The sequence below is a fragment of the Plantactinospora sp. KBS50 genome, from assembly GCF_002285795.1.
Taxonomy (GTDB): Bacteria; Actinomycetota; Actinomycetes; order Mycobacteriales; family Micromonosporaceae; genus KBS50.
The window spans coordinates 6,322,989-6,347,500 of record NZ_CP022961.1 but is presented as its reverse complement, the minus strand read 5'-3'; the positions used below and the strand labels follow the sequence as shown (position 1 = coordinate 6,347,500).

Below are 24,512 nucleotides of genomic sequence, written 5' to 3'. Positions count from 1 at the left end.
ATGGTCTAGGGGGCCTACAAGCTTACCGAAATCAGCCAAACTCCGAATGCCGGTAAGTGAGAGCGTGGCAGTGAGACTGCGGGGGATAAGCTTCGTAGTCGAGAGGGAAACAGCCCAGATCACCAGCTAAGGCCCCTAAGCGTGTGCTAAGTGGAAAAGGATGTGGGGTCGCTTAGACAACCAGGAGGTTGGCTTAGAAGCAGCCACCCTTTAAAGAGTGCGTAATAGCTCACTGGTCAAGTGGTTCCGCGCCGACAATGTAGCGGGGCTCAAGTACACCGCCGAAGCTGTGGCATTCACGCGTGTGCCTCGTGCGATCTCTTTGTGGGGTTGTGTGCAGGTGTGTGGATGGGTAGGGGAGCGTCGTGCCCGTGGTGAAGCAGCGGGGTGACCCAGTTGTGGAGGGGGCACGAGTGAGAATGCAGGCATGAGTAGCGAAAGAAGGGTGAGAAACCCTTCCGCCGGATGACCAAGGGTTCCAGGGCCAGGTTAATCCGCCCTGGGTGAGTCGGGGCCTAAGGCGAGGCCGAGAGGCGTAGTCGATGGATAACGGGTTGATATTCCCGTACCCGCGTGGGAGCGCCCGTGATGAACCTCGTTGTGCTAACCACCCGAGCCTGGTGCGGTTTTCGGATCGTGTTGGGGGAGCGTGGGATCCTGGCGGGTAGTAGTCAAGCGATGGGGTGACGCAGGAAGGTAGCTGAGCCCGGCCGGTGGTTGTGCCGGGGTAAGCGTGTAGGCTGGTGTGTAGGTAAATCCGCGCACTGTGTGGCTGAGACGTGATGCCGAGCCGATTCAGGTGAAGTCAGTGATCCTATGCTGCCGAGAAAAGCCTCTAGCGAGTTCCCGAGCGGCCCGTACCCTAAACCGACACAGGTGGTCAGGTAGAGAATACCAAGGCGATCGGGTGAACTGTGGTTAAGGAACTCGGCAAATTACCCCCGTAACTTCGGGAGAAGGGGGCCGGACGCGTGATGCCCCTTTGCGGGTGGAGCGTGGTATGGCCGCAGAGACCAGGGGGAAGCGACTGTTTACTAAAAACACAGGTCCATGCGAAGAAGTAATTCGATGTATATGGACTGACGCCTGCCCGGTGCTGGAACGTTAAGGGGACCGGTTAGTCTTTCGGGGCGAAGCTGAGAACTTAAGCGCCAGTAAACGGCGGTGGTAACTATAACCATCCTAAGGTAGCGAAATTCCTTGTCGGGTAAGTTCCGACCTGCACGAATGGCGTAACGACTTCCCTACTGTCTCAACCACAGGCCCGGCGAAATTGCACTACGAGTAAAGATGCTCGTTACGCGCGGCAGGACGGAAAGACCCCGGGACCTTTACTATAGCTTGACATTGGTATTCGGATTGGCTTGTGTAGGATAGGTGGGAGCCGGTGAAGCTTCAACGCCAGTTGGGGTGGAGGCAATCTTGAAATACCACTCTGGTTGATTTGGGTATCTAACTTCGGGCCGTTATCCGGTTCAGGGACAGTGTCTGGTGGGTAGTTTAACTGGGGCGGTTGCCTCCTAAAAGGTAACGGAGGCGCCCAAAGGTTCCCTCAGCCTGGTTGGCAATCAGGTGTTGAGTGTAAGTACACAAGGGAGCTTGACTGTGAGACTGACGGGTCGAGCAGGGACGAAAGTCGGGACTAGTGATCCGGCACTTGCGTGTGGAAGCGGTGTCGCTCAACGGATAAAAGGTACCCCGGGGATAACAGGCTGATCTTCCCCAAGAGTCCATATCGACGGGATGGTTTGGCACCTCGATGTCGGCTCGTCGCATCCTGGGGCTGTAGCAGGTCCCAAGGGTTGGGCTGTTCGCCCATTAAAGCGGTACGCGAGCTGGGTTTAGAACGTCGTGAGACAGTTCGGTCCCTATCCGCCGTGCGCGTAGGATACTTGAGAAGGGCTGTCCCTAGTACGAGAGGACCGGGACGGACGAACCTCTGGTGTGCCAGTTGTCCCGCCAGGGGCACGGCTGGTTGGCTACGTTCGGAAGGGATAACCGCTGAAAGCATCTAAGCGGGAAGCTCGCTTCAAGATGAGGTATCCCACCCCGTGAAGGGGGTAAGGCTCCCAGCTAGACGACTGGGTTGATAGGCCGGAGATGTAAGCCCGGTAACGGGTTCAGTTGACCGGTACTAATAGGCCGAGGACTTGACCTACAAAGATGCTACGCGTCCACTATGCAACTCTGAACCAGCAGACACCACCCACCCACCCGCGAGGGTGGGGTCAGGGTTGGGTTGTTTGACAGGTTTATAGAGTTACGGCGGTTATAGCGGTGGGGAAACGCCCGGTCACATTCCGAACCCGGAAGCTAAGCCCACCAGCGCCGATGGTACTGCACCCGGGAGGGTGTGGGAGAGTAGGACACCGCCGGACATACCTCAACGGTCAGGGCCACCCCATCTCGGGGTGGCCCTGACCGCATTTCCGGGCCAGGATTTCCAGGCCCGACGGCGCGACGCGGCGCTACTCGGTGAGCCGTTCCGCGGACTGCCACGCCACGGCCAGCGCGCTCGTGCCCGCCCCGCGTGCCGCGGACTCCACGGCGACGTCCGCGAACTTGATGGCATGGGGGTCTCCGGTCGCCAGGGCGCGGTCCAGCACCTCCGCCGCGGTGGTACCGGCGGCCGCCACGGGCATCGGTCGCCCCGTGGCGGGCGCATAGGCCGCGGTGACGGCCGCCGTGGCGGCCCAACCGGCGGCGAGACTGGCCGGCCACAGAGCCTCCGGAAGCTCCGGCAGACACCGCAGCACCGCGTTCGGTGCGGTGGCCGCGTGCACCATCATCACCTCGTTGGCGTACCCGTGGCTGCCGTGCCGCAACACCGCCGCGTCGACCACCGCGCCGAGCCGGCGGACCGGGTCGCCGTCACCCGGAACGGCGCCCGCGGCCACGGGCCAGCGCGGCAGGTCGGCCAGCTGCGCGAGCCGGGCGCGGATTCCGTACCGCTGGTCGGGCACCCGGGGCACGGCGTCGAGCGCCGTCCGCGGATCCACCGCGCGGTACGGGCCGGCTCCGGCCGGGGCGAGTGGTTGCCAGCGGGCCGCCCAGTAGGCGAGTCCCTCCCCCAGTTCCGCGACCCGGGCCGGGGTCTCGGCCGCGCGCAGCGACCGGACGGCGTGCCCGACCCGGATGACCCCGTGTGTGGCGCCGGCCGCGATGCCGGGAAGCAGTCGGGGCCACCAGCGGGCCAGCACGGCCCGCCAGGGCTCCCCGGCCAGCTCCCGGTCGAAGAAGCGCAACCAGTCCCCGGTCCGTAGCGGATCGCCCAGCGGGTCGCGCCACTCCTCGGGCGCGATGACCGCGATACCGCGGGGCCGCTCGGTCATCCGGTCCGCGTACGAGTCGAGCCAGCGGTGCACCTCGGTGGACCGGCCGGCGTGCACCAGCGCCTCGGCCGCCATGGGCGCGTGGTTGGAAAGCCACCCGTTGCGCTCCGGCCCGGATTGCCGGATGCGCTCGTACGCCTCGTCGATCGTCGTGTCGATCATGTCCACCAGCGTGCGACCTGAACCGGGCTTGAGGTCAATCCTCGGCCGTGCGACGGTTGCCGGTGTGCTGGATGGCGAGGTGCCGCTGACGTACACCGGTGGCTGGCTGGACCGTGCGGGAGGACTGCGGGCCGACCCGGACTGGACGGCGGCCCGGCGCGGTGCCGCGGCCAGGATCGTGCCGCTGTGGCGGGACCGGTGCCTGATCGCGGGGGATCCGCCCGTGCCGGTACGGCTGGACGGCGCCGCCGGGGCCGGGATCCTCGACGCGGGCGCTGAGCCGGTCTTCCTGGGCCTGGCCGACGGCGTGGCGGTGTTCGCGGTGGACCTGTCGGCGTTGCCCGAGCAGCAGGCGTTGGCAGTGGCCGGCGCGGAACGGGCGGCGGACGTGCGGACCATCGTCGGCGGCCTCGCGCCGGCCGAGGCGGCCCTGCAGGCGTACGCCCGGGGGTTGCTGTACTGGCACCGCGGCCAGGGTTTCTGCGGCGCCTGCGGCGGCCCCACGCGGGTGCGGGACGGCGGGCAGTTGCGGGTCTGTGCCGGGGCGGACTGCGGCCGGCTGCTGTTCCCGCGGATCGAGCCGGCGGTGATCGTGTTGGTCGAGGCGCCGGGTGACCCGAACCGCTGCCTGCTGGCCCGGCATCGGGGCGCCGGCCCGGACGGCTTCTCGCTGATCGCCGGGTTCGTCGAGGTTGGCGAGAGCCTGGAGGACGCGGTGCGCCGGGAGGCCGCCGAGGAGGCCGGGATCCGGCTGGCCAGCGTGCGGTACCGGGCGTCTCAGGCCTGGCCGTTCCCGGCCGGCCTGATGGTGGGTTTCACCGCCGTGGCCGCCACCGAGGAGGTGACCGTGGACGGCGTCGAGTTGGTGGATGCCCGGTGGTTCACCCGGGACCAGCTTCGGGAACGGGCCGCCGCGGGGCATCCGCCGGGGCGGGACGACTCGATCGACCGGCTGCTGTTCACGGGTTGGCTGTCCGATCAGGACTGATTCGGTGCGCCGGCCGCGCCGGGCGGCGCGCGCCCGAGCCGGACCGGGCGGTGGGATGCCCGGCCGGGTGGCGGATCCCGGCTTCCGCCGAACGGCATTCCAAACTCATGTACAGGTCGTCGTTACCAAAACGTGACATATGGCAGTGGTGGCTACGTGCGGTTAACGTACCCGCAACGTCTGTCGCTTTCGACCTGGTTTATCCGGGCAAGTTGCCCCGGCTCGACCGGCGACGTGATTACGGCCGGCAACCCCGGCCGCCTACTCCAGTTACTCGTCAGTAGCAAGGGTCTTGTGAGCCACGTCGCTTCGCGAGAATATCGGGCGCACGCCCCGAGCTACCGATCAGTACGCGCCGGGCGGCTGACCTGAGAACCGCCCACACCCCCCATTCGCGGGGCGCGGTTGATGGGCGACCCACCGAGGAGGACCTGTGCAGGATTCCCGTGACAATCTGGTGCAGGGACGCACCAGATGGCGGCGGTTCGCGGCCCTGATGGTGCCGAGCGCCGTCGTGGCCGGCGGCATCGTCGTCGGCATGGCAAACGGCGCCATCGCCGCGTCGCTCAACGTCTCCGGCTCGACCTTCCAGGTGGCCGCGGACCGGCTCGAGGGCGAGGGATTCACCCAGTACGGCGGCGTGGCCGTGGACAAGGACGCCGCCCACCCGGTCGCCGTCTCGGGAATCCGCAGCGCCGACCTCTACAACATGTGCCAGTCGGTGAACGTGGGCGGTGCGCCGGTCACGGTGACCATCAAGGCCGGCACCGATCCGGCCCACCCGGCGCACGCCGACGACCTGCTGATCGGCATGGACGAGCTGCGCGGTGACGCGACGTTCAAGAACATCAAGATCGGCGTGGACGCCGGACCGCTCGGCGGCGACGCCGGCGCGTTCGGGCAGAAGGCCGACCACGTGACCATCAACGACCTCGGCCAGGTCGCCCGGTACACAAGCGCCGGCACGTTCCGGCTGAACAACCTCCAGCTCAAGGTGAACCTCGGCGACCCGGCGCAGTTCAAGTGCGTGCCGTGGGGTCCGCTGAACGAGGCGCCCAAGGGTTAACCTGCACCGCCGGTTCCGTGGTGGGGCGCCCACCACGGAACCGGCGGAACCGTCTCACCACCCGCCGAGCACCGCGAGGGAGCAACCCGTGACCACCGTCGAGCCGCAGCACGCCCGTCCGGGTGCACCGACCCGGGCCTGGCGCGCCTTCCGCCGCTGGCGGCGCTCCCGGCCGTTCTGGGGCGGGCTCTTCCTGCTGCTCGCCGGCGTGGAGATCTTCGAGAGCACCCAGCGCAGCCTCGGCGCCCTTGAGGTGCACTTCGGACCGACCGGCTTCCTGTCCTGGCTGATCCCCACCATCCTGGCGACCTGCGGCGTACTGCTGTGGGTCTCGCCCCAGCAGCGGCTGTTCTACTCGATCATCGGCTCGCTGACCGCCGTCTACTCGCTGATCGCCGTCAACTTCGGCGGCTGGTTCATCGGCATGCTGTTCGGGATGGTCGGCGCGGCGCTGGGCTTCGCCTGGACGCCGCGCTCGCTTCCCGCGCCCGTCGAGCCGGTCCCCGCGCCGGACCTGCCGTACGAGGACGAGCCGGGGGAGGCCGGGGACCTGGTGCCGTTCCCCTCGGAGCGTCGGGAGGACGTCCCGACCGGGACGCCGGGTGAGGACCCGCAGGACGCCACCGAGCGGACGCGGACCGAGGCAGTGACGACCGAGGCGGCGGTGCCCGAGGTCCGGCCTGAGGAAGCGGCGACCGGGGTCCACGCCACGGACGCTCCGGCGGACCTGCTCACCGACACGTTGCCACAGCCCCGTAACCCGCTGCGCGAACCGGCGCCGGAGCTGGACGGGCGGGGCCGGTCACAGGCCGGCCCGCTGGCGGCCCTGCTCCTGGTCGGCAGCCTGGCGGTGACCGGCGCGGTGGTGCTGCACCGTGCCGACCCGGCGGTCGCGGCACCGTGCCCGCCGGCGGCCCAGCCGAGCACGAGCGGCGCCCCGGCCAGCCCGACGGCCCGGTCCACCGATCCGACCCCCGCTCCGGCCTCGCCCTCGGCGTCCCCCACCCCGACGGAGAACCGGCCCGGCGGCATCCTGACCGGCATCGTCGACGGCATCGTGGACGGCATCGGCGATCTCCTGGGGCTCGGCTCGGACGAGTCCGCCGATCCCACCCCGTCGCCCAGCCAGAGCGCCCCGGCGGCCACGCCGGCCCCGAGTGGCGCCCCGGCGGCGAGTGCCGGTCCGGCCGCGCCGCGCCGGTCCGCGCCGCCCGCCGCGGCCTGCGGGCCGTCCACGGCGCCGTCCGGCGGGCCGGCCAAGGGCAGCGTCGCCCGGCTCGCCGCCGACCCGAACACCCCGGTCGCGGCCAACGCGCCGTCCCGGCTGACCGGCAGCAAACTGGTGATGTCCAACCTCAGGTACGAGGGCATCGTGTCGGACTTCCCCACCCCGGCCGGCCCGCTGCCGGTGCTCAAGTTCTCGATGAGCCGGGCGGTCACCGACGACTTCGTACTCCAGATCGCGGGCGCCCCGCCGGCGTTGCGTTACGAGAGCAACCAGCTCACGGTCGACGGGCACGTGGTCTTCTACACCACCCGGTTCGTCGGGTGGATCCTCGGCATCAAGCTGACGCTCACCCCGGACTCGCCGCTGCCGCCGGACGGCATCGACCTGTCCCTGCCGATCCCGATCACCTTCGACAAGCCGGACGTCCAGCTCGCCCTGGTCGTCTCCGACACGCTGACGGCGAGGCCACTGGCGGCGAAGCTGCACTGAGCCCGGCACCCGTACCGGGCGAACGCCGGGAGGTTCCGGCGCCGGCCGGCGGTACGGCCGCACTGGTCCCGGCACCGGACCACCGGCCAGGCCGCCGGTCGGCGCCGGTCCGGGGTCAGAACCGGGCCAGCGCCGACCGGAACGGGTCCAGACCGAGCGACCCGAGGTCGAGCGCCCGGCGGTGGAACTCCTTCAGGTCGAAGTCCGCGCCGTGCCGGGCCCGGGCCTCGTCCCGTGCCTGCAGCCAGATCCGCTCGCCCACCTTGTACGACGGAGCCTGGCCGGGCCAGCCGAGGTAGCGGTTCAGCTCGAACCGCAGGTTCTCGTCGGGCACCCGGCAGTGCGCCCGCATGAACTCCCAGCCCAGCTCGGGCGTCCACCGCTCGCCGGGGTGGAAGCCGAACGGGTTGTCCCGGGGAATCTCCAGCTCCAGGTGCATGCCGATGTCCACGATCACCCGGGCCGCCCGCAGCGCCTGGCCGTCCAGCATGCCGAGCTTTTCGCCCGGGTCCTGCAGGTAGCCCAGCTCGTCCATCAGGCGCTCGGCGTACAGCGCCCAGCCCTCGCCGTGCCCGGAGACCCAGCAGAGCAGCCGCTGCCAGCGGTTGAGCAGCTCGGCCCGGACGGCGGTCTGCCCGACCTGGAGATGGTGGCCCGGCACGCCCTCGTGGAAGACCGTGGTCACCTCGCGCCAGGTGGAGAAGTCGGTGATGCCGTGCGGCACCGCCCACCACATCCGGCCCGGACGGGAGAAGTCCTCGCTCGGGCCGGTGTAGTAGATGCCCCCGTCGCTGGTCGGCGCGAGGCAGCACTCGATCCGGCGGACCTGCTCCGGGATGTCGAAGTGCGTGCCGTGCAGCTCGCTGATCGCCTTGTCGGCCAGGGCCTGCATCCAGTCCCGGAAGGCCTCCTTGCCCCCGATGGTGCGCGCCGGATCGGCGTCCAGCGTCGCCACCGCCTCGTCCACGGTGGCGCCCGGACCGACGATCCGCGCGGCCACGTCGCGCATCTCGCTCTCCAGCCGGGCCAGCTCGGCGAACCCCCAGGCGTACGTCTCGTCGAGGTCGATCTTCGCACCGAGGAAGTACTGCGAGGCGAGCGTGTAGTGCTCCCGGCCGACCGCCTGCTTGTCCGCGCCCCGCGGGGCCAGCTCATCCCGGAGGAACTGGCCGAACCGGGCCGTCGCCGCGGTCGCCGCCGACGCGCCCCGGCGCAGGTCCGACTCGACCGGGCCGCTGGCCTTCAGCCGCTCCACCAGACCGTGGAAGAAGTTGTCGCCGGCCGGATCCACCCAGATGTCGCACTGCTTGACCACTTCGAGCAGTTGGGCGCGGGCGCTGACCTTCCCCGCGTCGGCGGCCTCGCGCAGCGTGGTCTGGTAGTCCTCCAGCGCGGCGCCGAAGCCGTTCAGCCGGGCGGCGATGTTGGCCAGCGCCGCCTCGCCCTCGGTGGGCATCAGGTCGAAGACCGCGCGCAGGTCGTGCAGCCCGCTCGTGATCACGCTGACCTGGCTGGTCGTCACGCCGGCCTCGTCCAGGGCCACCCGCAGCCCGAGCCGCTCCTGCATCGACTCCTGCGCGATCCGTTCCCGCTCGGTCTCCGGCTCGATCGCGTCGAGCGCGGCGAGGGTGCGGCGGTCCAGCTCGGTCCGCGCCGCGTAGCCCGCCGGTGACAGGTCGTCGAGCTGGTCGTCGTAGCCGTCGATGCCGACGAAGGTGGCGCCGGTCGGGCTCAGCCGGGCCCAGTCGGCGACGTACCGGTTGGCGAGATCGTCGATTCTTCCCACGGGCCGAACCCTACGCGAGCGAGCGCTACCCGCGCGCGCCGGCCGGCCGTGGCCTGGGAAAGCGTCCCAGGAGGGGTACGGATGTGCCGCTGGACACATCAACCGGAAAATCGCGCGACCACTGTCGTACCCGGGGACGAGAGTGGCACACGTGAACGCCGCTACCACACCCGGCCGGGTCGATCTCCGGCGCTGGCTGCCGGGATTCCTCGTCCTGGCGGCCATCTGGGGCTCCAGCTTCCTCTTCATCAAGGTCGGGGTGCGGGAACTGCACCCCCTGTACGTGACGCTCGGTCGGGTCCTGACCGGCGCGCTGACCCTGCTGGTGCTGCTGGCCGCCTTCCGCGACCGGCTGCCCCGGGATCCGCGGCTCTGGCTGCACATGGTGGTGGTCGGTGGCGTCGGCGTCGCGCTGCCGTTCACCCTCTTCGGGTACGGCGAACAGCGCGTCTCCTCGCTGCTGGCCGGGATCTGGAACGCCACGACGGCCCTGATGGTGCTGCCGCTGGCGGTGGTCGTCTTCCGCACCGAGCGGATGACCCTGCGCCGGGGTGTCGGCATGGCGCTGGGTTTCCTCGGCGTTCTGGTGGTGCTCGGCGTGTGGCGGGGGATCGGCGGTTCGCATCTGACCGGGCAGCTCATGTGCCTCGGCGCCGCCGCCTGCTACGGCGTGGCCATCCCGTACCAGAAGCGTTTCGTGGCCGGCCGCCGGGAGTCCGGCCTGGCCCTGTCGGCGATCCAGCTGCTGGTGGCGACCGTCTTGCTGGCGGTGATCGCGCCCATCGTGGCGGGACCGCCACCGGTGCCGACCCGGCTGTCCCTGCCGGTGGTGGGCAGCGTGCTGGCGCTCGGCGCGCTCGGCACCGGCCTCGCGTTCGTGATCAACATGCGGAACATCCGGATGATCGGCGCCAGCACCGCCTCGATGGTGACGTACCTGATCCCGGTCTTCGCGGTGGCCATCGGCGTGCTCGTCCTGCACGAACCGTTGAGCTGGTACCAGCCGGTGGGTGCCGCGATTGTGCTCGCTGGGGTGGCCATCTCCCAGGGGAGCCCGCGTCGGCCGGTCGGCGCAGCGGAGCCGGCACCGGGCATCCCGCCCGGACCGCCGGCCGGCGCGGCATCCGGAGCGTCCGGCCCGGAATCCGGACCGGCCATCCCGGAATCCGGAGCGTCCGACCCGGCCGCCGGCGGGACGTCCGCGTCAGCCGCCGCCGTGCGAGCCGGCCCAGGCCAGTAGCCGGTCCGCGGGGAGGGTGTTGACCACCCGCTCGGGCTCGACGCCGCAGCGGGCCGCCCGGTCACACCCGAACCGCTGCCAGTCCAGTTGTCCGGGCGCGTGCGCATCGGTGTTGATGGCAAACCGGCAGCCCAGTTCCAGCGCCAACCGGATCAGCCGCTTCGGCGGGTCCTGGCGCTCCGGCCGGGAGTTGATCTCGACGGCCTTGTCGTGCTCGACACAGGCCGCGAAGACCGCCTCCGCGTCGAACTCGCTCGGCCGGCGGGTCCGCGCCCGATGCCCCCGGTCACCCGGGCCGGTCACCCCGGGTGGGCGGGCGGCGACCATCCGGCCGGTGCAGTGGCCCAGGATGTCCAGATGCGGGTTGGCGATCGCGGTCACCATCCGGCGCGTCATCCGGCCCCGGTCGTCGTTCAGCCCGCTGTGCACCGAGCCGACCACCACGTCCAGCCGGGCCAGCAGATCCTCCCGCTGATCCAGGGAACCGTCGGCGAGGATGTCCACCTCGATGCCGGTCAGAATCCGGAACCCCTCGGGCAACTGGGCGTTGACGGCGGCCACGAAGTCGAGCTGCCGGCGCAGCCGGTCCGCGGTCAGGCCACGGGCCACGGTCAGCCGGGGCGAGTGGTCGGTGAGCACGACGTACTCGTGACCCAGCTCGACCGCGGCCAACGCCATCTCCTCGATCGGCGAGCCGCCGTCGGACCAGTCCGAATGGGTGTGGCAGTCGCCGCGCAGCGCCGCCCGTAGCCCGCTGGCTGCCTCGTCCAGGTCCAGCCCCTCGGTGGCGACCAGCCGGCGCAGGTACACCGGTTCCTCGCCGCGCAGCGACTCGGCCACGGTCCGGGCCGTCACGTCGCCCACCCCCGACAACTCGGTGAGGGTGCCCGCCTCGGCCCGGGACGCCACCTCCGCGGCGGGCAGGTCGGCGAGCGTCTTCGCGGCCGTGCGGAAGGCGCGTACCCGATAGGTCGCCTCGTTGGCCCGTTCGAGCAGGAAGGCGATGCGGCGCAGGTCGGCGATCGCGTCCCGGGCGGTCATGGCACCACGGTAGCCATCACGGCGCCGGCGGGCAGCCGTTGGCGCGCTTCCAGGCGGCGACGGTGTCGACGGGCGAGGTGTCCGCGGCGCGCTTCCAGCCGTCCAGGAACGGGGCCGGCCACACCACCCCGCGCCGGATCCACCAGTCTCCGGTACGGGCGCACGGCGGCGAAATGCCGAAGTGCAGGTGACAGACGTTGCTGGCGTTACCGGTCCGGCCCACGGCACCGAGCGACTGGCCGGCGCCGACCCGGCTGCCCGCCGCCAGCCCGGACGCCACCTCGGACAGGTGCGACCCGTAGTACCGCACGCCGTCGTCGCCGAGCAGCGACACCGACTTGCCGCCGTTGTCCGGCCCCTGCGGACCGGACTTGCGGTACCGGTCAACCCGGCTGACCTCAAGGACGGTGCCGGACGTCACGGCCACCACCGGGGATCCACAGTCGGCGAAGATGTCGGCCGCCGGGTAGTCGTGGTGGGTCCGGTGGTAGGCGACCTTCGCGGTGTGCACCGGGAACACGTACGGCCCGGCCGTACCGCCCGGCAGCGGGGCCGAGGCGGGCGGCGCCGGCTGCGCGGGTACGGCGGCGCCCGGCGTACCCGATCCGTCCCGCGGGGTGGGTCCGGCGGCCGCCCCGTCCGGGATGGACCGTGAGGGCGCCGCCTGGGGCGCCGGATCGGCCGGCCCGGAGCAACCGGCGGCGGCCGCGAGGGCGCCGAGGGCGAGGGCCGTCATCGCCGCGGACCGCCGCCGTGCGGCCGGCGACCGTTCGTTCCATGAGGGCATTTCGCCATCCTGACAGAGGCGCCGGCGTACCGCCGTCCGGGCCGTTGCCCGCGGCGGCGGCGGCGTGCGGCGCCGCACCGCGGCCCGGAACCGCCGCCGCCCGGGAACCCGCCGCCCTCGACGCTGGCGGTGCCGCACCGCCGGCCCGGGTAGGCTGCCGGTGAAGGAGCCGGCCGGTGCCCTCGGCGGCTCCGCAGCACGGCGAGAGGTCCGGATGATGGGTCAGCCAACCTGGCCGGGGCGGCCCGCGGCCGCGCCACGGTCACCGTCCGGGTTGTTCCCGTCCGGTCCCGGCCTGCCGAGCCGTCCCACCTACCGCGAGCCGCATCCGGTACGCGGCGGTGCGGTGGCCCTCGGGATCGTCGTCACGATCGCCTGGCTGCTCTGTTTCGGGCTGCTCGGGCGTAGCCTGGCCGGCTACGTCTGGTGGACGGTGCTGGGCGGCGGCATCGCGTGGCTGGTCGCGGCGCTGCTCACCCGTTACGGCGATCGCGGTGCCGCGGCGGGGATCGCCATGGCCACCTCGCTCGGCTGGAGCGTGGCCGCCGTGGTCGTCGCCGTGCGCTGGGGCGGATCCGGGGACTGGCCGCTCTGGTAGGCCGACCCGACACGGCCGACCTGCGCATCATGCCCGTCTGTCGCCGTGTCGGCCGGCACCCCGGCCGGCCGTCGGCGACGGCGCAGCGTGTCCGGCCGGCAGCGATGCGAATGGGGTCTTGACGAGGCCGACGGAAATGGGCACGCTCGCCGCATGTCCTCGACGCTGCCGCGGCTCGATCCGGACCGGAGCCGCCGCCGACTTCAGTTGCTCGCCGAGATTGCGGGCGCGAAGCGAGTCCGGGCGCGTGAGCGCCCTCGCCGGGCCCGTCATCAGCAGCTCCGGGAACTGATCGCGGCGCGGCGACGGCTCGCCGGCTGAGCGCCGCCCCGCGTACCAAAGCGAACGGCGCCGGACGCGCGATCGTGACCGGCGACGCGCGGTCTGCACCGGCGCCGCACGGTCTGCACCGGCGCCGCACGGCGGTCCGGATCGGCGCCGCACTGGGGTTCGGATCGGCGCCGCGCGGCGGTCTGGACCGGCGTCGCGAGGCGCCAAACTGAGTCGGGCGGCAGGCGAGCGTGATCCGGCTGGTCAAGCCGGGAGTTGCCCGCTCGCCGACGGCGGCGACCGGCTACCGTCACGGCTGACGACAATCACCGTTACGAGTGACGGCCATTCGACGTTGTGCGGTTGATCGCCGATGGGAATTTGGGGGGACCGTGTCATACTTCGCGGCAGGCGTGGCGCGTGGCGAGGCCGGATGGGTCGCCGCCGAGGTCGACCTGACGGGTGCCGCGGACCTCGACGACGTGGCCGAGCGGCTGCGCGACGTGGATCCGGATGCCGAACTGTCGCTGCTCTTCGTGGAATCCGACGACACCTACCTGGCCATCCTGCGTCTCGACGACGGTGAGGACCTGCGGGTGTTCGGCTCCGACTCGGCGTTCGCGGAGGAGTCGCGGATCGGCGCCCTGCTGGTCGGCGACATCAAGGGCCCGGCGCTGGAGATCGACGCCGTGACCGAGCCGGCCGCGCAGGAGAACGAGGACGACTCCGACGAGTCGGAGGAGGAACCGGCCGCGGACCCCGACGCCGACCCGGTGGGCGACGCCGACCTGCTGGCCGACCTCGGAGTACCGGCGAACCGGCTGCTGGCGCTCTGTGCCCGTGAGGGGATGCTGCCATCGGATGTGGTGGCGGACATCTGCCAGGCACTGGGCTGCGGCGACGAGGTGGAAGAACTCCGCGAGGCGTGACGGTGGTGGACGGCCCGGGCTCGTCGGAACCGCCGGACCGGCCGGCGGCCCCGACCGATCCTGAGCCGGCCGATCCTGAGCGGGCCGGGACGGAGCCGGCCGGAATGCAGCCGGTGGGGCGGCGGTTGCGGCACGAGACCTGGATGCGGCGCGCCCTGGCCGTGGCGGCGCCGACCGGGCAACCGGTCGCATCGGCGGCCTCGGCCGAGGACGTACCCGTCGGGGCCGTGCTGTACGGCCCGGACGGGGTGGAGATCGCCGCCGGGCGGAACGAGCGCGAGTTGCGCGGCGACCCGACGGCGCACGCCGAGATCCTGGCCCTGCGCCGGGCGGCCGCCGCCGTCGGCGCCTGGCGGTTGGACGGCTGCACCCTGGTGGTGACCCTGGAACCCTGCACAATGTGCGCCGGAGCGCTCGTCCTGGCCCGGGTGTCGACGCTGGTCTTCGGCGCCTGGGAGCCGAAGACCGGGGCCGTCGGCTCGCTCTGGGACGTCGTGCGGGACCGCCGGCTCAACCACCGACCCGAGGCGTACGGCGGTGTGCTGGCCGAGGACTGCGCGGCGGCGCTGCGCGCGTTCTTCCGCTGATACCGCCCACCTGCGCCGGGTGGCTCAGGCGATCGCCGCGTCGAGCGCGATCTCCACCATCTGCCCGAAGGTCTGCTCCCGCTCCTGGGAGCTGGTTTTGGCGCCGGTCACGATGTGGTCGCTCACGGTCAGCACGGTCAGCGCCCGTACCCGGTACCGGGCCGCGATCGTGTAGAGCGCCGCCGACTCCATCTCGACGGCCAACACTCCGTACTGGGCCAGCCGCTCGTACAGGTCCGGGCGGTCGGTGTAGAACGCGTCCGCGGCCAGGATCGGCCCGACCCGCATGGAGATGCCGCGCCGGTCGGCCACCTCGACGGAGGTACGCAGCAGCCCGAAGTCGGCCACCGGGGCGTAGTCGATGAGACCGTCGAACCGGAACCGGTTCATGTTCGAATCCGTCGACGAACCGCTGGCCGCGACGACGTCCCGCAGTTGCAGTTCCTCGGTCAGCGCGCCACAGGAGCCGACCCGGATCAGCGTCTTCGCCCCGTACTCGTTGATCAGCTCGTGCGTGTAGATCGACGCCGACGGCATGCCCATCCCCGAGCCCTGCACGGACACCTCGACGCCGGACCACCGGCCGGTGTAGCCGTACATCCCCCGCACCTGGGAGTAGCAGGTCGCGTCCTCCAGGTAGGTCTCCGCGATCCACTTCGCCCGCAACGGATCGCCCGGCATCAGGACCCGCTCGGCGATCTCGCCCGGCTGCGCGCCGATGTGCGTACTCATGGTTGCGATCCTGCCAGGTCGGCGCGGGGGATACCGGCTCGGCGCCGGCAACGGGGATCCGGTACCCTACTCGGCGGTGGTGTGTCCGAGTGGCCTAAGGAGCACGCCTCGAAAGCGTGTGAGGGTTTACGCCCTCCGCGGGTTCAAATCCCGCCGCCACCGCGCGTGAAGTTGTGACGCCCGGTCGATCCGCGAGGATCGACCGGGCGTTTGCGCATGTGCTTCCTGCGCAGGTCCGAAACCGGATCTCAGCAGGTGCCGAAGCCGTCGTCGAACATCCGTTGCGCGTAGTCGGCGTACCCGACCACCGTCTTGCGGACGGTCCGCCCGTCGTGCAGGAACAGGTAGGCGCGGTCACCCTGCCGCACCAGCAGCCCGTCCAGCCGGTACGTCCCGGGCGGCGCGGTCAGCGGGCGGGCCTGTGGATACGTGGCCCTGGCCTGGATCAGCGACGTTCCGGCATGCACCCCTTCCGGGGTGCTGGTCCGATCGTTGGCCCAGAGCAGGACCAGCCGGTCGCCCGCGAAGACCGGATCCGCCGTCGGTTCGTCGGCCAGTTGCGGCCCGCACGGCGCGGCCCGGTCATCGAGTACGCCCCGGCGGGACAGTTCCCGTTCGCTGCTGCCCAACGCGAGGTCGGGCAGCCCGGTCAGGCTGACCACTCCGTTGCCGGCCGCAGTTCCCGGTGGGCCGCCGGTGGCCGACGTCGTGCCCGGCGCGTGCCGTGTCGGCCCGTGGCTCGGGTTCGACGCGGAGTCCGGCCCGCTGCTGGAAAGTACGGCAGCGAAGATCATCATGGCAATGAGCGCCACTTTGCGCAGTTTCATGTGAATTCCCCCCGGTGCCCAACGCGCGGGTTCCCGGAAGGTTGCTGCAACTTGCGCAGGCCGTATGGAAATACCCCGTGATGCCCTGTTTCGCGGCTTGATGACTCGAAGATCCGCACAAGTTCCGCGAAGTTGGGCGAGTGAGGGGGGTCGGACACCCCTGGTTCGCCGAAGTTGTGCTGATCCGGCCGGCCCCGATCGGGGCCGGCCCGCAGCGAACGAGCTGGCGGAGGATACGAGATTCGAACTCGTGAGGGTGTGAACCCAACACGCTTTCCAAGCGTGCGCCCTAGGCCTCTAGGCGAATCCTCCGCCGCACAGGATACAGGTACGGCGCGCCGGCACCAGTCGGCCTCCCGCTGAGATCCACTGCGACTCCGGTTACACTGTTCGTACCCCCCGTGCGGCGCGCATCCCGTGAACCTCCCCAGGGCCGGAAGGCAGCAAGGATAAGCGGGCTCTGGCGGGTGCACGGGGGGCCTTTCTGTCTCCGGCCGCCCCGGATCGTGTCCGGCGACCCCGGTGGGCGGGCGTAGGGGTGACATTGCTGGCCCCCGGCGCGCCGGAGGGTGGTCACCCGGGCCGGCGCGGCGCAGAATGGCTCGGTCGAGAGGAGGCGGCAGTGGCGCTGGCGCTCTACCGCAAGTACCGACCGCGCACGTTCGCCGAGGTCATCGGTCAGGAGCACGTCACCGAGCCGTTGTCCGCGGCGCTGCGTAGTGGTCGGCTGCACCACGCGTACCTCTTCTCCGGACCGCGCGGCTGCGGCAAGACCTCCAGTGCGCGCATCCTGGCCCGCTCGCTGAACTGTGCCCAGGGTCCCACCCCGGAACCGTGCGGGGTGTGCGACTCCTGCCGCTCGCTGGCCAATGACGGCGCGGGTTCCATCGACGTCATCGAGATCGACGCGGCCAGCCACGGCGGCGTGGACGATGCGCGGGAGCTGCGCGAGCGGGCGTTCTTCGCCCCGGCCAGCAGCCGGTTCAAGATCTACGTCATCGACGAGGCGCACATGGTCTCGTCGGCCGGGTTCAATGCGCTGCTCAAGCTGGTCGAGGAGCCGCCGGACTACGTCAAGTTCATCTTCGCCACCACCGAGCCGGAGAAGGTGCTCGGGACGATCAAGTCCCGGACGCACCATTATCCGTTCCGGCTGATGCCGCCGGCGGTGCTGCGGCCGTACCTGGAACAGCTCTGCGCGGCCGAGGGCGTCGCCGTCGAGCCGGCGGTGTTCCCGCTGGTGGTCCGGGCCGGTGGGGGCAGCGCCCGGGACACGCTGTCGGTGCTGGACCAGCTCATCGCCGGGGCCGGCGCCGAGGGGGTCAGCTACCGCCGGGCGGTCGCGCTGCTCGGGGTCACCGACGCGGCGCTGCTGGACGAGATGTGTGACGCGATCGCGGCGGGTGACGGCGGCGCGGCGTACGCGACCGTCGACCGGATCGCCGAGGCCGGGCACGACCCGCGCCGGTTCGCGGCCGATCTGCTGGAGCGGCTGCGCGACCTGATCGTGCTGCAACAGGTGCCGGATGCGGCGGCGAAGGGGCTTATCGACGGCCCGGCCGACCAGTTGGAGCGGATGGCCGCGCAGGCCCAGCGGCTCGGACCGGGCACCCTGTCCCGGTGCGCGGACATCGTCCACAACGGACTGGTGGACATGCGCGGCACCACCGCGCCGCGGCTGCTGCTGGAGCTGATCTGCGCCCGGATGCTGTTGCCGGGGGCCGACGACGGCACCGCCGGGCTGCTGCAACGGCTGGAACGCATGGAACGTCGGCTGACCCTGGGCGGTCCGCCCGAGGCGTCCGCGGGCGGGCCGGAGCCGGCGTCCGCCGCGCCGCGACCCCGCCCGGCGGTGCAGGCGGCGGCCGCTGCCGCTCCGCCGGCCCGGAACACCTCCGCGCCGCCGGCCCCGAGCGCTCCCGCGCCGGGTCCGCCCGCCGCCGCGCCGTCCGATCCGGTACGCGCCGCCGCGTCGGATCCGGTACGCGGCACGCCGTCGGATCCGGTACGCGCCGCGGTGGACCCGTCGCCGGCCGAGCCGGAGTCGCCGGCGGCGTCCCGGCCGATCTCACCGGCCGCCGTGATGCCCGACCCGGCGACCCCGGACCCGGTGACGTACGAGGCGCCCGGCGAGTTGGACGCGGCGGCGATCCGCCGGGTGTGGGGCGATGTCGTTGCCATGGTCAACCGCACCAACAAGCCGACCGCGGCGCTGATGCGGGATGCCGTCGTCCGGGACCTGGACGGGAACGTCCTGGTGCTCACGGTCAAGTCGGCGGTGCTGGCGCAGATGCTCGCCAAGCAGGAAACGGTGCTGGCCAACGCGCTCTACGAGGAGCTTGGCGGTCGCTGGCAGGTGCGCTGCGAGGTGGCCGGGGACCAGCGGTCCGTTGCACCGACCGCTCCGGCTCCGGCCGGCGGTGCGGCTCCGGCCGGCGGTGCGGGTCCGGCCGGCGGTGCGGGTCCGGCCGGCGGTGCGGCTCCGGCCGGCGGTGCGGGTCCGGCCGGCGGTGCGGGTCCGGCCGGCGGCCGGGCGAACCGGTCCGAGTCCAACGGCGGCTCGGCGCCGCGATCCGAGCCGGCGAACGGGCGTACCCCGGCCGCCGCGCGCCCGCGGGCCGGCTCCGGCCCGCCGGCTCCGGCGGCCCCGGCCGGCGCCGCTGAGGAGGACGACTGGCCGACCCCGGCCCGTCCGGGCGGTGCGCTGCCGGCGGAGACCGGCGGCGGTGCCGCGGGTGGTGCGTCCGCGGGCGGCGGGACGCCCGCGTCCGGTGGCCCAACCGGCGCCGCGGCTCCCGAGGCCGGGCCGGCTTCCGGCGGCGGGGCTTCCGAGGTCAGGCCGGCTTCCGGTGGTGGGGCGACCGGCGGCAGGACGACCGCTGCCGGTGCAGTCCCGGCCTCCGGTGTGACATCGCCGTCCGGCGGCGGGGCGGGGTCCGGCAGCGTTGCGGCTCCCGGTGGGATGCCGGCGTCGGGCGGTGGCGCGGGCGGCGGTTCCGTGTCCGTTGCGGCGTCGGCGACGCGTACCGCCGGGGTTGTCGCCGCCCCCCGGCCGGTGAGTGGCGGTCTGGCCGCGGCCCGCGCGGCGGCCGCCGGTCGCGGTACGCGGGCCGAGCCGGGCGGTGTCCGTGCCCCGTCGCGGGCCGAGGTCGCCGGCGGACGTCGCGCGAGCGCCCCCACGGCCGCCGCGGACCCCGAGTGGGCCGGCGAGCCGCCGTACGACCCGGAGTACGACGGGCCGCCGCGGTCGGGTGGCGACTATGTCGGGTTCGATCCGGGCGACGAGCCGCTGGACGAGGTGGTCGACGAGCGGACCGCCCGGCAGACCAGCGAGCAGCAGGCCGTCCAGCTCTTCCAGCAGGCGTTTTCCGCCGAGCGGATCGGCGAGGTCGACGCGCGCTGACCCGCGGCCCGGCCGCCCGGTGCGGCCGTGGGTCGCCGGTTAGGCTGGTCGGCGGCCGACGACCCCCGCGAGAAGGAGCCAGACGTGCGCCCCGGTGGACAGCCCAATATGCAGCAGATGTTGAAGCAGGCGCAGAAGATGCAGCAGCAGATCGCCGCCGCGCAGGCCGAGCTGGCCGAGGCCGAGCTGACCGGCACCGCCGGGGGTGGGCTGGTCACGGTGACCATGGCCGGTACGGGTGAGGTCAGGTCCATCAAGATCGATCCGAAGGCGGTCGACCCGGAGGACGTCGAGACCCTGGAGGACCTGGTGGTCGCCGCGGTGCACAACGCCTCCGAGGCGGTGCGCGAGCTGACCGAGCGGAAGATGGGTCCGGTCACCGGCGGCATGGGCGGCCTCGGCCTGCCCGGTTTCTGAGCCGACCGTGTACGAGGGAGCGATCCAGGACCTGATCGACGAGCTGGGTCGGCTGCCGGGCGTCGGGCCCAAGAGCGCCCAGCGGATCGCCTTCCACATCCTGTCGGCCGACCCGGCCGACGTGACCCGGCTGGCGACGGCGCTGCGGAAGGTCAAGGAGCTGGTGCGGTTCTGCACCACCTGCTTCAACGTGTCCGAGGCCGACCAGTGCCGGATCTGCCGCGACCCGCGCCGCACCAACGAGGTGCTGTGCGTGGTGGAGGAGCCGAAGGACGTGGTGGCCATCGAGCGGACCGGCGAGTTCCGGGGCCGCTACCACGTGCTCGGTGGGGCCATCAATCCGCTGGAGGGGATCGGCCCGGACAACCTGCGGATCCGTGAGCTGCTGGCGCGGTTGGGCAGCGGCGAGGTCAAGGAGCTGATCCTGGCCACCGATCCGAACACCGAGGGCGAGGCCACGGCGACGTACCTGGCGTTGATGGTCAAGCCGATGGGCTTCGCGGTGACCCGGCTGGCGAGCGGTCTGCCGGTCGGCGGCGACCTTGAGTACGCCGACGAGATCACCCTCGGTAGGGCCTTCGAGGGCCGCCGCGCGGTGTGACAGGCCGCGCAGGCAGCCGTCAGGCAGCGTTATATCTCTGTTACCTCGCCTAAGGGACATTTGCCTCGCCGCAGCGCAAAGAAGATCGCTAGATGTCGGCTTGGTAGAGATTCACCGACGGCAGTTCCGTTCTTGGCGTGGCGGCCACTAGCGTGCCGCTCACGGACCGAGCCAGAGCCGGCGACGGTCATGCGCAGGATGAGGTGAGAGATGCAGGCGAGTAGGCTCAAGGCGGCTGTCGCCGTGGCGGCGGTTGCCGCGCTGGCAGCCGGCGCGGCCGGTTGTGCGAAGAGTGAACGGGACAGCGGAGGAGACTCCGGTAAGTCCGGCGGTACGTTCGTCTTCGCGGGTGCGGGTGACCCGAAGAACTTCGACCCGATCTTCAACGACGACGGCGAGTCGTTCCGCCCCATCCGGCAGATGTACGAAACCCTCATCACCACCAAGGCGGGTACCGCGGATCTGGAGGGTTCGCTCGCGGAGAGTTGGGAGCACGACCCCTCCGGCAAGGTGTGGACGTTCAAGCTCCGCAAGGGCGTGAAGTTCCACGACGGTACGGACTTCAACGCGGCCGCGGTCTGCTTCAACTTCGACCGCTGGTACAACATGAAGGGCGCCGCCGCGCAGAGCAACATGATCTACTACAGCGACGTCTTCGGCGGCTTCGCGCACAACGAGGTCGAGGGCCTGGGCGACCCGCTGTACAACAAGTGCGAGGCGTCGGACGACAGCACCGCGGTGATCACCTTCAACCAGTACAAGGGCGCCTTCCCCGGTGCCTTCGCGCTGACCGCGCTCTCGATCGCCAGCCCGGACGCGCTGAAGAAGTACGACGCCGACACGGTGAAGCAGAGCGGCGACTCCTTCTCCTACAGCGCCTTCGCCAACGAGCACCCGGTGGGCACCGGGCCGTTCACCTTCGGCGGCTGGGACAAGGCCAAGAACGAGATCACCCTGAACCGCAACGCGGACTACTGGGGTGACAAGGCCAAGGTCGACAAGGTGATCATCAAGGTCATCGGCGACGAGAGCACCCGCAAGCAGGAGCTGCGTGCCGGCACCGTGCAGGGTATCGACTTCCCGGCACCGGCCGACAGCAAGGCGCTGGCCAGCGAGGGCTTCCAGGTGCTGCCCCGCCCGGCGTTCAACATCCTGTACCTGGGCCTGAACCAGAAGAACCCGAAGCTGAAGGACCTGCGGGTCCGCCAGGCCATCGCGTACGCGCTCAACCGTGAGCAGCTCGTGCAGACCAAGGCGCCCAGCGGCGCCAAGGTGGCCGACGAGTTCATGCCGGACACCGTCCTCGGGTACGCCCCGGACGTGCAGAAGTACGAGTACAACCCGGACAAGGCCAAGCAGCTGCTGGCCGAGGCCGGCGCGAGCAACCTGACGCTGAAGTTCTACTACCCGACCGACGTCACCCGGCCGTACATGCCGAACCCGCAGGAGATCTTCCAGGTTCTCGCGAACGACCTGCAGGCCGTCGGCATCAAGGTCGAGGGCGTGCCGCGGCCGTGGAACGGTGGCTACAAGGACGACGTGCAGACCTTCGGCAAGCACGACCTGCACCTGCTCGGCTGGACCGGCGACTACAACGACCCGGGCAACTTCGTCGGCACCTTCTTCGGTCGCGGCAAGATCGAGTTCGGCGACCAGGCGATGACCGACATGTTCTCCGCGATCAGCGCCGCCGACGGCCAGGTCGACGAGAACGGCAAGAAGGCCGCCTGGGAGCAGGTGAACCGGGACATCGCCAGCAAGTGGCTGCCGGCCGTGCCGATCTGGCACGCGCCGCCGTCGATCGTGTTCGCCAAGGGCGTGTCGGGCGTGGTTCCCAGCCCGCTCACCGACGAGCGGTTCGTGGGAGTAACGGTCTCCAACGGCTGATCGGCGCTCAGCACCTACGGAAGCGGCCCGGACCGGGACAACAGACCCGGTCCGGGCCGTGCCCGTGATCGAACGGCCCGGCGTGAAGGACACGGTGTTGACACCATGCTGCGAGTGATAATCCGCCGCCTGCTCCAGATGGCGGTGACCCTGATAGCGCTGTCGGCGCTGATCTTCATCTGGCTGCGCAACCTGCCGGGCGGACCGGTGGACGCGCTGCTCGGCGAGCGGGCCACCCCGGCCACCCGGGCGTTGCTCACCAAGGCCCTCGGCTACGACCAGCCGATCTGGGTGCAGTACGGCAAGTTCATGCAGCGCACCCTCTCCGGTGACTTCGGCAACTCCATCCGTACCGGCGACGCGGTCACCTCGGTGATGGCTCGCGCCTTCCCGGCCACCATCGAGCTTTCGGTCGCCGCGATGATCATCGCGATCGGACTCGGTGTCCCGCTGGGCTACCTGGCGGCCCGGTACCGCGGGCGGTTGCTGGACAACCTGGCCGTCAGCGCCACCCTGCTGGGCATCTCGATCCCGATCTTCTTCCTGGGCTACCTGCTCAAGGACGTCTTCACCCAGAACATCCACTGGTTCCCGCCGTCCGGCCGGATCAGCACCGGGGTGGACAACACGAACGTCACCGGCTTCTTCGTACTCGACGGGCTGTTGACCCGGGAGTTCGACGCCACCGCGGACGCCCTGTGGCACCTGGTGCTGCCGGCGGTCACCCTGGCCACCATCCCGCTCGCGGTGATCGTCCGGATCACCCGGGCCAGCGTGCTGGACGTGTTGAACGAGGACTACGTGCGGACCGCCGAGGCCAAGGGCCTGCGCCAGCGGACCATCCGGGGCCGGCACGTGCTGCGCAACGCCCTGCTGCCGGTGGTGACCACCATCGGCCTGCAGACCGGCGCGCTGCTCGCCGGTGCGGTGCTCACCGAGCGCGTCTACAACTGGGGCGGCCTGGGCACCCTGATCAACAACTCGATCAGCGGCAGCCGGGACTATCCGGTGCTGCAGGCGCTGATCCTGCTCGCGGCGCTGGTGTTCGTGGTGGTCAATCTGGTCGTCGACCTGTCGTACGCGATCATCGATCCCCGGGTCCGGGTCCGATGACCGCCCCGCAGCGCAGCGAGGAACAGGACATGAGCGAGCGCGGCGAGCGCAGCATCGGCCCGCTGGGTGACCGGAAGCGGGCCCGCCTGGAGGAACTGGCGCAGGCGACCGCCGACAAGGGCGGGGTGAGCCTGCTCCGCGACGCGTTCCAACGGTTGCGGCACAACCCGGTGGCGATCATCGGCGCGAGCATCGTGCTGGTCCTCATCCTGATGGCGATCTTCGCCCCGCTGATCGCCCCGCACGACCCGGTCACCCGCTTCCCGGAGCTGACCAAGGATCTGCGGGTCGACGACATCCCCGGCTCGCGGGCCGGATTCCCGCTCGGGTCCGACCCGCTGGGCCGGGACTTCGCCTCCCGACTGATCTACGGTGCCCGGCAGACCCTCTTCGTCGGCGTGCTGGCCACCCTGATCGGCCTGACCCTGGGCGTGGTGATCGGCGCCGTCGCCGGAGCGTTCGGCGGCTGGCTGGACGTCGTGCTGATGCGGCTCACCGACGTGATGCTGGCGCTGCCGAGCCTGCTGCTGGCGATCACGCTGGTGGCGATGGCCAGCAAGTCGAGCCAGTGGACGGTCATCTTCGCGGTCGCCATCGTCAGCGTGCCGATCTTCGCCCGGCTGCTGCGCGGCTCGATGCTGGCCCAGCGGGAGAGTGATCACGTGCTGGCGGCCCGGTCGCTCGGGGTCCGGGAGCACAACATCGTGCTGCGGCACATGCTGCCCAACGCGATGACCGCGGTGATCGTGCAGGCCACCCTGACCTTCTCGGTGGCCATCCTGGACGCGGCGGCGCTGTCCTTCCTCGGCCTGGGCGACCCCGACATCAACCGGGCCGAGTGGGGCCTGATGCTCGGCGTCGACGGCCAGCGCTACTTCGAGGTACGCCCCGAGCTGGCCTACTATCCGGCGCTGGCGATCATCGTCGTCGCGCTCGGGTTCACCCTGCTCGGCGAGGCCATGCGGGAAGCCATCGACCCGAAGAACCGGCGGTGACCGGGATGGGTACCGGGGCACTTTCGCGGCACCA

Annotated in this window: 20 protein-coding genes, 2 tRNA genes, 2 rRNA genes and 1 other RNA gene (1 of these 25 only partly in view); 18 read left to right on the top strand and 7 right to left on the bottom strand. The window is 71.1% G+C overall.

Annotated elements, in window-relative coordinates; all coding sequences use genetic code 11:
- Positions 1-2,158: ribosomal RNA gene (locus CIK06_RS27505) — 23S ribosomal RNA — on the top strand; it begins 958 nt to the left of the window's first position.
- Between the two features lie 103 nt (positions 2,159-2,261).
- A 5S ribosomal RNA gene (gene rrf, locus CIK06_RS27500) occupies positions 2,262-2,378 on the top strand.
- Positions 2,379-2,468: 90 nt separating this feature from the next.
- Here the strand turns inward: rrf and CIK06_RS27495 are convergent.
- Entirely contained in the window at positions 2,469-3,494 is a 1,026-nt protein-coding gene (locus CIK06_RS27495) for a questin oxidase family protein (protein ID WP_095568186.1), read from the bottom strand.
- Between the two features lie 64 nt (positions 3,495-3,558).
- Between CIK06_RS27495 and nudC the strand changes: the two genes are divergently transcribed.
- The 3 genes from nudC (at position 3,559) to CIK06_RS27480 (ending at position 7,265) form a co-directional block, all read left to right on the top strand.
- Positions 3,559-4,482, top strand: a complete 924-nt coding sequence (nudC, locus tag CIK06_RS27490; protein WP_232533896.1) for an NAD(+) diphosphatase — start codon at positions 3,559-3,561, stop codon at positions 4,480-4,482.
- 433 nt (positions 4,483-4,915) lie between these two features.
- Entirely contained in the window at positions 4,916-5,548 is a 633-nt protein-coding gene (locus tag CIK06_RS27485; RefSeq protein WP_095567222.1) for a DUF6230 family protein, read from the top strand.
- Positions 5,549-5,636: 88 nt separating this feature from the next.
- Entirely contained in the window at positions 5,637-7,265 is a 1,629-nt protein-coding gene (locus tag CIK06_RS27480; RefSeq protein WP_095567221.1) for a DUF6114 domain-containing protein, read from the top strand.
- A gap of 115 nt (positions 7,266-7,380) precedes the next feature.
- On the opposite strand, the gene CIK06_RS27475 is transcribed toward CIK06_RS27480, so the two are convergent.
- Positions 7,381-9,051, bottom strand: coding sequence for a DUF885 domain-containing protein (locus CIK06_RS27475; protein WP_095567220.1), 1,671 nt, complete (start codon positions 9,049-9,051; stop codon positions 7,381-7,383).
- Positions 9,052-9,202: 151 nt separating this feature from the next.
- Between CIK06_RS27475 and CIK06_RS27470 the strand changes: the two genes are divergently transcribed.
- Positions 9,203-10,291, top strand: coding sequence for a DMT family transporter (locus CIK06_RS27470; protein ID WP_232533895.1), 1,089 nt, complete (start codon positions 9,203-9,205; stop codon positions 10,289-10,291).
- On the opposite strand, the gene CIK06_RS27465 is transcribed toward CIK06_RS27470, so the two are convergent.
- Together CIK06_RS27465 and CIK06_RS27460 are read right to left on the bottom strand one after the other, a co-directional pair.
- Positions 10,256-11,332 carry a PHP domain-containing protein gene (locus CIK06_RS27465; protein ID WP_095567219.1) on the bottom strand — a complete coding sequence of 359 codons (1,077 nt, stop codon included), beginning with the start codon at positions 11,330-11,332 and terminating at the stop codon, positions 10,256-10,258. The two genes, CIK06_RS27470 and CIK06_RS27465, sit on opposite strands and share 36 nt — an antisense overlap.
- A gap of 16 nt (positions 11,333-11,348) precedes the next feature.
- Positions 11,349-12,068, bottom strand: coding sequence for a M23 family metallopeptidase (locus tag CIK06_RS27460; protein WP_095567218.1), 720 nt, complete (start codon positions 12,066-12,068; stop codon positions 11,349-11,351).
- 265 nt (positions 12,069-12,333) lie between these two features.
- Between CIK06_RS27460 and CIK06_RS27455 the strand changes: the two genes are divergently transcribed.
- From CIK06_RS27455 to tadA, 4 genes are all read left to right on the top strand, one after another.
- Positions 12,334-12,717 carry a hypothetical protein gene (locus CIK06_RS27455; RefSeq protein WP_369916047.1) on the top strand — a complete coding sequence of 128 codons (384 nt, stop codon included), beginning with the start codon at positions 12,334-12,336 and terminating at the stop codon, positions 12,715-12,717.
- Between the two features lie 153 nt (positions 12,718-12,870).
- Complete coding sequence (locus CIK06_RS30350) at positions 12,871-13,038, top strand: hypothetical protein (protein ID WP_198348031.1); 168 nt, start codon at positions 12,871-12,873, stop codon at positions 13,036-13,038.
- 341 nt (positions 13,039-13,379) lie between these two features.
- Positions 13,380-13,916 (top strand): tRNA adenosine deaminase-associated protein, encoded by a 537-nt coding sequence (locus tag CIK06_RS27450; RefSeq protein ID WP_095567217.1) that lies wholly within the window; start codon positions 13,380-13,382, stop codon positions 13,914-13,916.
- A 104-nt stretch (positions 13,917-14,020) separates the two neighbouring features.
- Positions 14,021-14,503 (top strand): tRNA adenosine(34) deaminase TadA, encoded by a 483-nt coding sequence (gene tadA / locus CIK06_RS27445; protein ID WP_095568184.1) that lies wholly within the window; start codon positions 14,021-14,023, stop codon positions 14,501-14,503.
- Positions 14,504-14,527: 24 nt separating this feature from the next.
- On the opposite strand, the gene deoD is transcribed toward tadA, so the two are convergent.
- A complete protein-coding gene (deoD, locus tag CIK06_RS27440; RefSeq protein WP_095567216.1) occupies positions 14,528-15,235 on the bottom strand; it encodes a purine-nucleoside phosphorylase in 708 nt (235 codons plus the stop codon).
- A 75-nt stretch (positions 15,236-15,310) separates the two neighbouring features.
- On the opposite strand from deoD, the gene CIK06_RS27435 reads away from it, so the two are divergent.
- Positions 15,311-15,397: transfer RNA gene (locus tag CIK06_RS27435), tRNA-Ser, on the top strand.
- Positions 15,398-15,483: 86 nt separating this feature from the next.
- Here CIK06_RS27435 and CIK06_RS27430 read toward each other — a convergent pair.
- Positions 15,484-16,062: a hypothetical protein gene (locus CIK06_RS27430; RefSeq protein WP_095567215.1), complete on the bottom strand. Its 579-nt coding sequence runs from the start codon at positions 16,060-16,062 to the stop codon at positions 15,484-15,486.
- A gap of 224 nt (positions 16,063-16,286) precedes the next feature.
- A tRNA-Ser gene (locus CIK06_RS27425) sits at positions 16,287-16,374 on the bottom strand.
- An 81-nt stretch (positions 16,375-16,455) separates the two neighbouring features.
- Here CIK06_RS27425 and ffs point away from each other — a divergent pair.
- The 7 genes from ffs (at position 16,456) to CIK06_RS27390 (ending at position 24,478) form a co-directional block, all read left to right on the top strand.
- An RNA gene (ffs, locus tag CIK06_RS27420) (signal recognition particle sRNA small type) lies at positions 16,456-16,546 on the top strand.
- Between the two features lie 138 nt (positions 16,547-16,684).
- Entirely contained in the window at positions 16,685-19,465 is a 2,781-nt protein-coding gene (locus tag CIK06_RS27415; protein WP_095567214.1) for a DNA polymerase III subunit gamma and tau, read from the top strand.
- Between the two features lie 108 nt (positions 19,466-19,573).
- Positions 19,574-19,882: a YbaB/EbfC family nucleoid-associated protein gene (locus CIK06_RS27410; RefSeq protein WP_232533894.1), complete on the top strand. Its 309-nt coding sequence runs from the start codon at positions 19,574-19,576 to the stop codon at positions 19,880-19,882.
- Positions 19,883-19,889: 7 nt separating this feature from the next.
- Positions 19,890-20,483, top strand: a complete 594-nt coding sequence (gene recR, locus CIK06_RS27405; RefSeq protein WP_095567212.1) for a recombination mediator RecR — start codon at positions 19,890-19,892, stop codon at positions 20,481-20,483.
- 210 nt (positions 20,484-20,693) lie between these two features.
- Positions 20,694-22,370, top strand: coding sequence for an ABC transporter substrate-binding protein (locus tag CIK06_RS27400; RefSeq protein ID WP_095567211.1), 1,677 nt, complete (start codon positions 20,694-20,696; stop codon positions 22,368-22,370).
- A gap of 105 nt (positions 22,371-22,475) precedes the next feature.
- Entirely contained in the window at positions 22,476-23,483 is a 1,008-nt protein-coding gene (locus CIK06_RS27395; RefSeq protein ID WP_095567210.1) for an ABC transporter permease, read from the top strand.
- A gap of 29 nt (positions 23,484-23,512) precedes the next feature.
- Positions 23,513-24,478, top strand: a complete 966-nt coding sequence (locus tag CIK06_RS27390; protein ID WP_095568183.1) for an ABC transporter permease — start codon at positions 23,513-23,515, stop codon at positions 24,476-24,478.
- Positions 24,479-24,512: the final 34 nt, after the last annotated feature.

Bases quoted from the DNA above. Each gene is read 5' to 3' on its own strand.
- CIK06_RS27410 (WP_232533894.1), top strand. From the start codon at position 19,574: ATGCAGCAGATGTTGAAGCAGGCGCAGAAGATGCAGCAGCAGATCGCC.
- CIK06_RS27460 (WP_095567218.1), bottom strand. From the start codon at position 12,068: ATGACGGCCCTCGCCCTCGGCGCCCTCGCGGCCGCCGCCGGTTGCTCC.
- CIK06_RS27400 (WP_095567211.1), top strand. From the start codon at position 20,694: ATGCAGGCGAGTAGGCTCAAGGCGGCTGTCGCCGTGGCGGCGGTTGCC.
- tadA (WP_095568184.1), top strand. From the start codon at position 14,021: ATGCAGCCGGTGGGGCGGCGGTTGCGGCACGAGACCTGGATGCGGCGC.
- deoD (WP_095567216.1), bottom strand. From the start codon at position 15,235: ATGAGTACGCACATCGGCGCGCAGCCGGGCGAGATCGCCGAGCGGGTC.
- CIK06_RS27465 (WP_095567219.1), bottom strand. From the start codon at position 11,332: ATGACCGCCCGGGACGCGATCGCCGACCTGCGCCGCATCGCCTTCCTG.
- CIK06_RS27455 (WP_369916047.1), top strand. From the start codon at position 12,334: ATGATGGGTCAGCCAACCTGGCCGGGGCGGCCCGCGGCCGCGCCACGG.
- CIK06_RS27430 (WP_095567215.1), bottom strand. From the start codon at position 16,062: ATGAAACTGCGCAAAGTGGCGCTCATTGCCATGATGATCTTCGCTGCC.
- CIK06_RS27390 (WP_095568183.1), top strand. From the start codon at position 23,513: ATGAGCGAGCGCGGCGAGCGCAGCATCGGCCCGCTGGGTGACCGGAAG.
- CIK06_RS27495 (WP_095568186.1), bottom strand. From the start codon at position 3,494: ATGATCGACACGACGATCGACGAGGCGTACGAGCGCATCCGGCAATCC.
- CIK06_RS30350 (WP_198348031.1), top strand. From the start codon at position 12,871: ATGTCCTCGACGCTGCCGCGGCTCGATCCGGACCGGAGCCGCCGCCGA.
- CIK06_RS27395 (WP_095567210.1), top strand. From the start codon at position 22,476: ATGCTGCGAGTGATAATCCGCCGCCTGCTCCAGATGGCGGTGACCCTG.